Source organism: Mesorhizobium sp. WSM4828 (assembly GCF_055811175.1).
In genome coordinates this window covers 170,962-182,440 of record NZ_JBVVQK010000003.1, presented here as the reverse complement: position 1 = coordinate 182,440, position 11,479 = coordinate 170,962, and the positions used below count along the sequence as shown (strand labels likewise).

Below are 11,479 nucleotides of genomic sequence, written 5' to 3'. Positions count from 1 at the left end.
TATTGTGTTTTTCACCGTTTTCTCCCAAAAAAAATTTGTATTTGGGGCCCACTCCGGGGCACCCCCCCACGCCCCCGCGCCGCCAGCGGAGCCCCCCGTTGCGGCGCGGGCCTTCGGTCCTCTCGGCTGCAAGTTGCCGGAGGCGCCGCGCATCCTCAACGGCCCTGAGCCGCCCCCGCCAGAGGGGCTTGAGCCGGCCGACGCGCAGGCTGGAAACTGTCCAGACCAATCCAGACCGTAGCGAAAACAGTGTTGGCTTCCGATCGTTCGTTGCCGGCTGCTTTCGTTAGGTCAACTTTGCCTGTTCGCTGTATCCGGATCATGCCGCCGGGGCCGCGCTTTGTTGCAGCTCGGTTTCGGAGTCAGGTGAATTCCTCTCAAACGAAAAGAAATCGCGTATTCGTGCCGCGGTTTGGCCGATCCGCCTAGGCAACCACGCCGCCGTCATGACGGCGTCGTGCAACGGCAAGCCGCTTTTCACGGACCTTTTCTGTTAACCAGGGGAAACAGAATCGAAACACAAACGAGCATCTAGCGAAATCGGCTTGAAACATGACGTCCCGATAAGCCGGTCATCGAATTGAGCCGGCCCCGACCGGCAGAATAAGGGGGACATCATGTGCACTGCCATTTCCGCCAAGCTCATCAACATCGCCGCCGCCGTCATCACCGGTACTGCCTTGCTTGTCAGTGCCGGCAACGGCGCAGCCCACGCCGCCGCCAACAAGATCGTCGCGCGTGTGTCACTGTCACAGCAGACCATGGAAATCCTGGTCGACGGCCGGCCGACATTCGCCTGGAAGGTCTCGACCGGCGACAGGACGCACGTCACGCCGACCGGTTCGTTCAAGCCGACCCGCATGCATGAAATGTGGTATTCGAAGAAATACGACAACGCCCCGATGCCGCATTCGGTGTTCTTTAGTGGCGGCTACGCCGTACATGCGACAAGCGCCATCAAGCGCCTCGGCCAGCCGGCCTCGCATGGCTGCGTGCGTCTGCATCCGGACAACGCCGCCGATTTCTACCAGCTCGTCGAGGTCTTCGGCCCGGCCAACACCAGCATCGTCATCGTCAAATGAGCGATGCCTCTCGTCGCTCTCAAAAAGACCAAAGATCCGGCATTCTTTATTAACGCAATCTAATCTGGCATTACCGGCATCAGCTTCGGATCCGGCTTCTCGGCGTGATGCGGCAGGTCCTTGCTGGCGATAAAGGTGTAGAACATCGGCACCACGAACAGCGTGAACATGGTTCCGACCAGAATGCCGGTGAAGATCACCAGGCCCATCGAATAGCGTGCCGCGGCACCAGCGCCGCTGGAGATGATCAGCGGCACCACGCCGAGCGCCATCGCCGCCGTCGTCATCAGGATCGGCCGCAGCCGCACCCTGGCGGACGCGATGATCGCATCGCGCCGCCGCATGCCGTGCATTTCACGCTGCTGGTTGGCGAACTCGACCAGAAGGATGCCGTGCTTGGTGATCAGGCCGATCAGCGTGATCAAGCCGACCTGGGTGTAGATGTTGAGCGTGCCGAGCCCGATATTAAGCGGCACGATCGCGCCGAAGATCGAGAGTGGCACCGCCATCATGATGATCAGTGGGTCGCGGAAGCTCTCGAATTGCGCCGCCAGCACCAGGTAGATGACGAGCACAGCCGCCGCGAAGGCGATGATGATCGTGTAGCCCTGTTGCTTCTCCTGCCGCGACTGGCCGGTATAGTCGATGAAGAACGTGTCGGGCAGGCTTTCCCTGGCGATGTCCTCGATGGTCTTCAGCCCGTCACCGGTGGTGACGGTGGGCAATGGCAGAGCGGAAATCGTGGCGGAGTTCAACTGGTTGAACTGCTCGATGGCGGCCGGCGACGCGTTGGTCGAGATCTTCACCACCGCCGAGAGCGGCACCATCTCGCCCGACACGCTGCGCACGAAATACTCCCCCAGCTTTTCGGGATTGTCGCGGAATTGCTGCGGTACCTGCGGGATGATGTCGTAGCTGTTGGATTCGCGGTCGAATTGCGCCACCTCGGCGCCACCGACCAGGAGGGTCAGCGTCCGGCCGATGTCGGCGATCGGCAGGTTGAGTGCCGCGGCGCGGTCGCGGTCGATCGTCACCGTCACTTGCGGCGCGTCATAGGCCATCGAATTCTGCACGGCGAGGAAGCGACCGGAGGCCTGCGCCTTGTTCTTGATATTTTCCGCCGCCTCATAGACTTCGGATGCCTCGCCGGTCGAACGCACCACCATCGTGATTGGCAGGCCGCCGCCGGAGCCGGGCAGCGTCGGCGGCGCGAAGACGAAAGCCTCGACGCCTGCTACCTTGGCAAGGCGGGCAGTGATGTCTTCCTGAAGTTCCTTCGAGCTGCGCGCGCGCTCGGCCCAGTCCTTGAACGCAAAGCCGACGAAAGCGCTGTTCGTCGGGCCTTGGAACGCGACGGCGGAGAACCGCGCCCTGGTTTCGGGGATATCATTCACCAGCCCGAGAATCTGGTTCACATAGGTCTCGGTGTAGTCCGACGTCGCATAGCGCGGCGCGTTGACAATAGACAGCAAGAAGCCCTGGTCTTCTTCCGGCGCCAGTTCGCTCGAGGTCTTGGTGAACATGAAACCGGTGGTGGCGACCAGCGCGAGGACGATCATCAGCGTCACCGGGCGATAGTTCAACGAACCGGTGACCAGCCGCTCATAGACGTGTTCGACGCGCCCGAACGTATTGTCGACAATGCGCTGGAAGCGGCTGTGCGAGCCGGACCTCAGGATACGTGCCGACATCATCGGTGTGATGGTGAGGGCGACGACACCTGAAAGCACCACCGAGCCGGCAAGCGTCACCGCGAATTCGCGAAACAGTGCGCCTGTCAGACCGCCTGTGAAGGCCAGCGGCGCGAACACCGCCGCCAACGTTATCGTCATGGCGACGACGGCGGACGAGATCTCCCGCATGCCGTTGAAGGCCGCCTGCATCGGCGACAAGCCGTCTTCTTCCATGTGGCGGTGAATGTTTTCCACCACCACGATGGCATCGTCAACAACCAGTCCGATCGCCAGCACCATGGCCAGCAACGACAAAAGATTGATCGAATAACCCAAAGAAAACAGCAGGAAACAGACGCCGATCAGCGACAGCGGAATGGTCACGATCGGCATCAGCACCGAGCGGAACGAGCCGAGGAAGAGCAGGATGACGACGATGACGATGGCGACCGCCTCGCCGATAGTCTTGAACACCTCCTCGATCGACGCGCTGATCTGCTCGGTCGAGTCATAGACGATCTCGATCGTCATGCCGAGCGGCAGCGTCTCCTGGATCGTCGGCACAATCTTGTGGATCGCCGCCGCGGTGGTCAGCGGATTGGCGGCCGGCGTCGGAAAGATGGCGAGAAAGATGCCGGGCTTGCCGTTGAAGGTGACCCTGGTGTCGGTGCTCACCGCGGCGAGTTCGACGCGGGCCACGTCGCGCAGTCTCACCACATTGCCGTCTTTCGAGCGGAGCGGAAGGGCAGCGAAAGCCTCCGGCGTCTGCAGGGTCGAGCGAACCGTGATCGAGGAAGCCACATATTTGTTTTCGGTATCGCCGGGCGCAGAGAGGAAATTCGATTCGTTGATGGCCGTCAGCACTTCCGCCGCCGTCACGCCGCGCGCCGCCAGTTTGATCGGGTCGATCCAGACACGCATCGAATATTCGGCGGCGCCGAAAATCTGCACGTCGGCGACACCTTCGACCGTCGAGATACGCGGCCGCACCACACGCTCGATATATTCGGTGAGCTGTTCCGGCGTCATGTTCGGATTCTGCATCGAGATATACATCATCGCGAACTGCTGGCCGGTGCCCTTGACGATCACCGGGTCTTTGGTTTCGTCCGGCAGATCGCCGCGAACGCTCTGAACCTTCGACAAGACCTCGTTCAGCGCGACGTCGGGGTCGGAGCCGAGCTTCATCTGCACCGTCACGGTGCTGGAGGACGGCCGGCTCGACGACGTGACATAATCGATGTTTTCGGTCGAAGCGACGGCACGCGCGATCGGCGCGGAAATGAACCCCTGGATCAGGTCGGCGCTGGCGCCGGGATAGGCCGTGGTGATCGTGATGGCCGTTTCTTCAACCTCTGGATACTGCCGGATCGAAAGGTTGAAGATGCCCTGAAAACCCAGAAGCAGGATCATGCAGGCAAGCACGGTCGAAAGGACCGGGCGGCGGATGAAGAGGTCGGAAAAGCTCATTGCTGGGCTGCCTGCTGGTTCCCCGGCTTGCTCGGATCGATCGTGTTGTCGACGGCAACGGACATGCCGTTGGAGAGCCGGTTCTGGCCGGCGGTAACGACTTCGTCGCCGGGCTGGATGCCTTCCAGGATCTCGACCAGGCCGGCGTTGTGGCGGCCTGGCTTGACGAACACCTGGGCGAGCACGAGCTGTGGCTTCTGTTCTTCCGCTGCCGGTTTGGCTTCCGCTGCCGGTTTGGCTGGGGTAGCGGCCGGCTTTTCTTCGGGTTTTGCCGCGGGTGCTTCGGCTGCGGGCTTGGCAGCATCTGCAGCCGGCTTTTCCTCCGGCTTCGCCTCGGGAGCCGCCCCGTTGGCTTCGGCTGATTTGGCCGGGCGCACCACGAAGACGAAGTCGCCGTACAGGCTGGAAGTCAGTGCCGTCTGCGGCAGCGCCAGCACGTTGTTCTCCTCGGGCAGTTCGACGCGCACCTGGACGAACTGGCCCGGCGTCAGCTTGCCTTCCGGATTGCCGACCTCCGCCCTCACCGTCACCAGCCGGCTGGTCGGGTCGATCTTCGGATCGATACCGCGGATGCTACCGGCGAACGGCATGTCGCCACCGCCGACGCCCAGCCGCACCGTCTGTCCGATCTTCAGCTGCGGAAGCTGCTGCTCCGGCACGGTGAAATCGACACGCATCGTATCCAAGTCCTGCAAGGTCACGACGGCGGTGCCGGGTGTGAGATACTGGCCAAGGTCGATTTTCGGAATACCGACGGTACCCTTGAAGGGGGCCGTCAACTGCTTTTGGTCGAGCACCGCTTGCAGCTTGTTTACCTGCGCGGCGGAGACCGATGCCGCGGCCTGCGCCGTGTCGAGCGTAGCGTCGGTGCCGACCCCGCGCTTCTGCAGCTCGAGAGCGCGCATCAGCGTCGTCTGGTCGGATGTGGCTTGCGCCTTCGACGCCACGAGATCGGCTCGCTCGACTTCATCGTCGAGCTGCAGCAGCACGGCGTTGGCGGCGACCTTTTGATTGGCATGGAACAGGATGTCCTTGACGATGCCCGCCGTTTCGACCGTGAGGTCGACGCCGCGTACGGCACTGACAGTGCCGATCGCCTCGATGCCGGGCGTCCAGGACATCGGTTTGACGATGACCGTCGACACGGTCGCGGCCGGCGGCTTCATGGTGGCGAAGAACTGTTTGATCGCATTGTCGCGAAACAGGTTGAAGCCGACGATGCCGCCACACACCAGCACGAGCAGGATGAAGGCGATGATGAAGCGCTTGATCACGAACAGTCCCCTCGGCCATGGCCCAGCATAACGGTCGGACGACCGGAACACATACCTGTGACTGGTCCCAATTTCAAATGACGGCGATCTTACTGTACCGTCTGGACGGTCTTGTCAATTCCGCCTAAGCTAGTGAATGGGGAACGCTTGATGAAGGCCCGCAGAGCAAATTCGCGCGAGAAGATTCTCGCCGCCGCCGCCGACGTGGCGCGCGAGACGGGTCCTGGCAGCCTGTCGCTGGATGCGGTCGCCAGCCGTGCCGGCGTGTCGAAAGGTGGTCTTCTCTACAATTTCCCGACCAAGGCGAAATTGATGCAGGCGCTGGTGGAGGACTACCTCAGTGCGTTCCAACAGGCACTTGAGGCCGCCCGCACCAACGGCGTCAGCGGAGAGAGCCCGCTTGCGGCCTATATCAGGCTTTCGGCCGAGCATGCGGAGGAGTCGAAACCGTCTGCGTCCTGGATTTTTTCGGCGATTGCCGAGGATCCCGATTTCCTGACGCCGATTAAATCGTTCAGGCGGCAGGTGTTCCAGCGGCTGAAGGGGGAGACTCCGAACCTCAGAGCGCTGCTGGTCTGCTATCTCGCCATCGAAGGGCTTCGCAGCATGAACCTGTTCGGTTCGGACATTCTCTCCGCCGAAGAGCGCCGGCTGCTGATATCGACCCTGCTGGAGATCGCGGAATAGTCCAGGAATGCGCCGGGCCGGGTTCAGTTGCCTGGCTACGCTGCTGCTTCTGGTGACTTGCCGAGAGCCCAGCGGCTTCTTCCTGGCGATGCTGCTGGCGGTTGGCGCGACCGGCCTGTTCTACTGGCTTCTGCTGCGCGCCGGCGCCAATCTGCGGTTCTGAGGCCGATTAGTGGCGGCGTTCGTTCACCTGTATGCAAAGTACGGGCTAGCACGTCGAAACCACGCCATCCCGCCTTCCGAAAATCGGTTCCGATTTTCGGGCCGATGCGCTAGAGCCTTTCGGGATTGAACCGTGCCTTTAAACCGGAAAGGCTCCCGCCGCTGCCATGCCCCACCTTCCCGAGCATCTTCTCACCGGCTATCGCAGCTTCATGAGCGGCCGGTATCTCACCGAAAGCGGGCGTTATCGCGCGCTGGCGCGGGAGGGCCAGGCACCGGAAACGATGATCGTCGCCTGTTGCGATTCCCGCGCCGCGCCTGAAGCGATCTTCGATGCCGGGCCAGGCGAGTTGTTCGTGCTGCGCAATGTCGGCAATCTGGTGCCGCCCTATGCGCCCGACGATCAGTTCCACTCGACGTCGGCGGCGCTCGAATTTGCCGTGCAGAGCCTCAAGGTCAAGAACATCGTGGTGATGGGTCACGGCCGCTGCGGCGGCATCCGCGCGGCACTCGACACCACGGCCGCGCCGTTGTCGCCGGGTGATTTCATCGGCAAATGGATGAGCCTGATCGCGCCGGCGGCCGAGACCGTATCGTCCAGCACCTTCATGACCGCAACCGAGCGCCAGACCGCGCTGGAGCGCATCTCGATCCGCTATTCCATTGCCAATCTGCGTACCTTCCCTTGCGTCTCAATCCTCGAAGGCAAGGGGCGACTGTCACTGCACGGTGCCTGGTTCGATATTTCGACCGGCGAGCTTTGGGTGATGAACAAGGACACCGGCGATTTCGAGCGGCCCGACACGGAGTAGGAGGCTGGGCATGGTGCGAATTCGGGACGCGTTCGCGGCGGCGGCACTGCTCTGCTCGGCAGATTTCGCCCGCGCCGACGACAGCGCGATCATCGACCGCTGGTATTCGGCACTGCTCGTCGCCGACCGCAGCGAATTGTCGGACCTGCTCGCCGACAACGTCCGCATCAAGCTCGACGACCTCGGCGTCGTGCAAAGCAAGCAGGAATTCATCGCTTCGATCGCCGAGTGGCAAGGTGCCGTCGCCGGCGCCGAAATCCGCCACCGGATCGAGAAATCGGAGGGCGGCGTCACCACCGTGATCGCCTGCTATGATTTTCCCAGCAACGACATGCTGATGCAGGAGACCTTTGCGGTCGCCAACGACCAGATCACCGCTAGTTCGCAAGCCGCGATCGCGGAAAATTGCGACGGCTACTGAGGAAATCATGAACGGGCGCGCTGTTGCGCGCAACCGGCCGGCGCCTTACATCGGTGACGATCCGCTTCCCCGCCACCCAGCGAAAGTTTGCCCATGCCGTCCACCATCGACCTCGCCGCCCATCCGCTGACCACATGGCAAGGGCCGCTCGGCCTACCCGACTTCACACGCATCGGCGACGGCGATTTTTCTCCGGTCTTCGACGCGGCCCTGAAGGCGCATGAGGCCGAGATCGAGGCGATTGCCGGCAACACCGGGGTACCGACCATCGAAAACACGCTTGCCGCGCTCGAGCTTGCCGGCGAAGCGCTCGACCATGTCTCGTCGATCTTCTGGTGCCGCGCCGGCGCCCACACCAACGAGGCGATCCAGGCACTGGAGCGCGACATCTCGCCAAAAATGTCGCGGCATTTCTCGGCGATTTCGATGAATGAGCGACTGTTTGCCCGCATCGACGACCTCTATCAGCGCCGCGAGACTTTGAAGCTCGATGCCGAAACGCTGCGGGTCTTGGAAAAGACCTGGAAAAACTTCGTCCGCTCCGGCGCCAGGCTCGACGCCGAAGGCAAGAAGCGGCTTGCCGCGATCAACGAGGAATTGTCGTCGCTCGGCACCAGTTTCGGCCAGAACGTGCTTGCCGACGAGCGCGACTGGGCGTTGTTCCTCGATGAGGCCGACCTTGCCGGCCTGCCGGAATTCCTGAAAAGCTCGATGTCGGAAGCCGCCGAGATGCGCGGCCAGAAGGGCCGCTACGCCGTCAGCTTGTCGCGGTCGATCTACGAGCCGTTCTCGACCTTCTCAGAACGCCGCGATCTGCGCGAGACAGCGTTCCGCGCCTTCATCATGCGTGGTCAGAATGGCGGCGCTACCGATAACACGGAAGTGGTGCGCGACATGCTGCGCCTGCGCGCGGAGAAGGCGAAGCTGCTCGGCTATGCTTCCTACGCCGCATTGAAGCTCGACGATACCATGGCCAAGACGCCGGAGGCGGTGCACACGCTGCTCGATCCGGTCTGGGAAAAGGCGGTGGAAAAGGCCGCAAGCGACCAGGCCGAATTGCAGCGGCTGGCGGCCGAGGCCGGCAGCAACGAGAAATTCGCTGCCTGGGACTGGCGCTTCTATCAGGAGAAGCTGCGCGCACGGAAATTCGCCTTCGACGAGGCCGAGCTGAAGCCGTATCTGCAGCTCGACCGCATCATCGAGGCCTGTTTCGACGTGGCGACACGATTGTTCGGCATTTCTTTCGAGGAAAAGAAGGGCATTGCCACCTGGCATCCGGACGCACGTGTTTTCGTCGTGAAGAATGCCGACGGCAGCGAGCGCGGCCTGTTCCTCGCCGATTATTTCGCGCGACCCTCGAAGCGCTCCGGCGCCTGGATGAGCGCGCTGAAATCCGGCTACAAGCTTGGCGATGGCTCCAGGCCGGTCATCTACAACATCATGAATTTCGCCAAGCCGCCGGCCGGCGAGGCGGCCTTGCTGTCAGTCGACGAAGCCAAGACCCTGTTCCACGAATTCGGTCATGCGCTGCACGGCATGCTGACAGACGTTACCTGGCCATCGGTCGCGGGCACCTCGGTCAGCCGCGATTTCGTCGAGCTGCCGTCGCAACTCTACGAACACTGGCTGACCGTGCCGGCGGTGCTGGAAAAGCATGCGCTGCACGTCAAGACCGGCAAGCCGATGCCAACGGCGCTGGTCGACAAGATGCTGGCGGCGCGCACCTTCGGCGCCGGCTTCGCCACGGTCGAGTTCACCGCCTCGGCCCTGGTCGACATGGCCTACCATGCGCGGCCGGATGCGCCGCAGGAGCCGCTTCGTTTCGAAACCGAAACGCTCGAAAGGCTCAACATGCCCGACACCATCGCCATGCGTCACCGCACTCCGCATTTCGGCCATATCTTTGCGGGCGATGGCTATTCTGCGGGCTATTACTCCTACATGTGGTCGGAAGTGCTCGACGCCGACGCTTTCGCCGCCTTCGAGGAAACAGGCGATCCCTTCAACCCGGCGCTGGCCGAGCGGTTGCGCGAGAACATCTACGCCGCCGGCGGCTCGAAAGACCCGGAAGAACTCTACACCGCCTTCCGCGGCAAGATGCCTTCCCCGGAAGCGATGATGGCCAAGCGCGGGCTGGTGTGATGCATGCCCGCTCTTGTAATCGTTCTCTTTCCATCCTGATTGATGTCGGCTGTCATCGCGTGGGGTTGCGCACCGCCTGATCCGGTTTCCGCCGGTCCCGCTCGGCCTCGTTGGCTGCGGCCGCGTCGTTGAGGTGACTGCACTTAGGTCTCCATCGTTCCGGCCGAAGGAGCCGCGTTCATGGCGGCGCTACGGGCTGTGCGGGGGGTAGGCAACGAATGCTTGCCCGCTATGCTGATCGGCGCTGCCGCATCTGGACCGCGCCTTGCGACGACCGCTACGGAAATTAATCTCTCAGTCGCGAACTGTCGGCCCCGCCAACGGAAGGCGGGGCTGGTAAGTTGATTATCCCGGCAAGCTTTTTGCCGGGGCGATTGGCCTAGGCAGGCACAAAGCCAAAGTAGGCTTTGTAGGAAGCCCCATCGCCGGAAATCAGGGGCGTTTCCACTTTGAACCCAATCCCATTGAAGGTGGTATTGTTCGTGCGTGCCGCGAGCAACACCATCTGCTTTGCGGAGATGGTCACTGTCGCGCTCCCGATCCTGTCATCGCCCCAATCGAAGAGATCACTGATGGCGCCGCCGATCGATGGCATCAAGGATCCTAGGGCAGGGCCGGCTATGGCGGCAATGATAGGTCCTGCCACTGGAATGAGGCCCAAAGCCAGCGTACCCGCCGTATGGACGCCCATCACAACCTTCTGCACCTCGTCCTTGTACTTGTTGGGATCGCCAAAATCGTTTTCCATCAGCACCGTACCGATATTGATGCCGTAGGGCTTGCCTCGATAAATTTCCATAAGGTCGGGTCTTGTATCTCCGGCATCAACGTCGCCGTAGACCTGGCTGCGCTTGGTGTCGGCGATCTGCGGCGTTGCCACGCTGACGATGACATAGGGCTCGTCCGCGCTCGATCCCCCATCCCAGTCGGTCTCGCCGAAGCAATGGAGGCCGGTATAGTGGACGACGACATCTCGAAGGTCGATCGCGCCGGTGTCGGGCCACCAGTATATACCACCGTTTTCAAACAGATTGGCACGGCCACCATCGGCAAATTCGGTCTCGTCGGTCGTGGGATAGCCGAGATATGACTGTTCCCAACCCAGGCTCTCCCACTTCTTGCGGATGTCACCGTACACCACGTTGGCTCCAGTGTTCGGTGTCCAGTAGATCGAGCCGGCATTGGCAAAATGGTTGTAGCGCCCGACGCCGTCGGGAGTCCCGGTTTCGTCGGTCACCGGATAGCCGAGAACCGAGCGCTCCCAGCCCATTGCTGCCCATTTCCCGCGAATAGCCCCCCAAATCGCTTGAGCACCGGTGTTCGGTGTCCAGTAGATCGAAGCGGTATTGTTGTTGAAGTGATTGTATCGGCCGACGCCGTCGGGAGTTCCGGTTTCGTCGGTGCAGGGAATGCCCCACGCGAGACCGCCAAGCGCAATCCACTTCTTGTAGATTTCGCCATGGATCTCAAAGGCGTCGTGCATGGCATCGTTGTAGCAAATGCATGAGCCGTTCTTGAGATACCAGGCTTTTCCAGTGTCCTTCCTGTCGATCTCGGCGAAGCCGGCGCCTCCAAGGGAGTTGTACTTTTGCTGTATGACAGCTTCGGGCGAGAGGAGCGACCAAGGCCCGATCCTGAGTTGGTCGGAAAGTCTTGTGGCTCCAGCGCGGATGGCGCCGGCACGCACTCTCGAAGTTGCTCTGGCAGTATACGGCATGACCTTTTTCCTTCCTGTGAGTGTTGGTATCGGGGGCTT

9 protein-coding genes are annotated in these 11,479 nt (G+C 61.9%); 6 read left to right on the top strand and 3 right to left on the bottom strand.

The genetic code is table 11. The features are described from left to right. Window positions 1-617 precede the first annotated feature (617 nt). Window positions 618-1,082 carry a L,D-transpeptidase gene (locus AC0L2X_RS05605; RefSeq protein ID WP_292663719.1) on the top strand — a complete coding sequence of 155 codons (465 nt, stop codon included), beginning with the start codon at window positions 618-620 and terminating at the stop codon, window positions 1,080-1,082. A gap of 59 nt (window positions 1,083-1,141) precedes the next feature. On the opposite strand, the gene AC0L2X_RS05600 is transcribed toward AC0L2X_RS05605, so the two are convergent. Further along, a complete protein-coding gene (locus AC0L2X_RS05600) occupies window positions 1,142-4,225 on the bottom strand; it encodes an efflux RND transporter permease subunit (protein ID WP_473599379.1) in 3,084 nt (1,027 codons plus the stop codon). Continuing rightward, window positions 4,222-5,499, bottom strand: coding sequence for an efflux RND transporter periplasmic adaptor subunit (locus AC0L2X_RS05595; protein WP_473599378.1), 1,278 nt, complete (start codon window positions 5,497-5,499; stop codon window positions 4,222-4,224). The genes AC0L2X_RS05600 and AC0L2X_RS05595 overlap by 4 nt, the downstream gene beginning before the upstream one ends. Window positions 5,500-5,649: 150 nt before the next feature. Here AC0L2X_RS05595 and AC0L2X_RS05590 point away from each other — a divergent pair, with 150 nt between their 5' ends. The 5 genes from AC0L2X_RS05590 to AC0L2X_RS05570 all read left to right on the top strand — a co-directional run bounded on the left by AC0L2X_RS05590 (window position 5,650) and on the right by AC0L2X_RS05570 (window position 9,723). Then, window positions 5,650-6,186, top strand: coding sequence for a TetR/AcrR family transcriptional regulator (locus AC0L2X_RS05590; RefSeq protein WP_473599377.1), 537 nt, complete (start codon window positions 5,650-5,652; stop codon window positions 6,184-6,186). Window positions 6,187-6,193: 7 nt separating this feature from the next. Next, the gene (locus AC0L2X_RS05585; RefSeq protein ID WP_473599376.1) at window positions 6,194-6,349 is read left to right on the top strand and encodes a hypothetical protein; all 156 of its coding nucleotides are present in this window, start codon (window positions 6,194-6,196) and stop codon (window positions 6,347-6,349) included. Window positions 6,350-6,515: 166 nt separating this feature from the next. After that, window positions 6,516-7,160, top strand: a complete 645-nt coding sequence (locus AC0L2X_RS05580; RefSeq protein ID WP_352718371.1) for a carbonic anhydrase — start codon at window positions 6,516-6,518, stop codon at window positions 7,158-7,160. Window positions 7,161-7,170: 10 nt separating this feature from the next. Continuing rightward, window positions 7,171-7,581, top strand: coding sequence for a nuclear transport factor 2 family protein (locus AC0L2X_RS05575; RefSeq protein WP_473599375.1), 411 nt, complete (start codon window positions 7,171-7,173; stop codon window positions 7,579-7,581). A gap of 93 nt (window positions 7,582-7,674) precedes the next feature. Then, window positions 7,675-9,723 (top strand): M3 family metallopeptidase, encoded by a 2,049-nt coding sequence (locus AC0L2X_RS05570; protein ID WP_473599374.1) that lies wholly within the window; start codon window positions 7,675-7,677, stop codon window positions 9,721-9,723. 379 nt (window positions 9,724-10,102) lie between these two features. Here AC0L2X_RS05570 and AC0L2X_RS05565 read toward each other — a convergent pair whose 3' ends face one another. Further along, on the bottom strand, window positions 10,103-11,440 hold the full coding sequence (locus AC0L2X_RS05565) for an LGFP repeat-containing protein (protein ID WP_473599373.1): 1,338 nt from the start codon (window positions 11,438-11,440) through the stop codon (window positions 10,103-10,105). Between the last annotated feature and the right edge of the window lie 39 nt (window positions 11,441-11,479).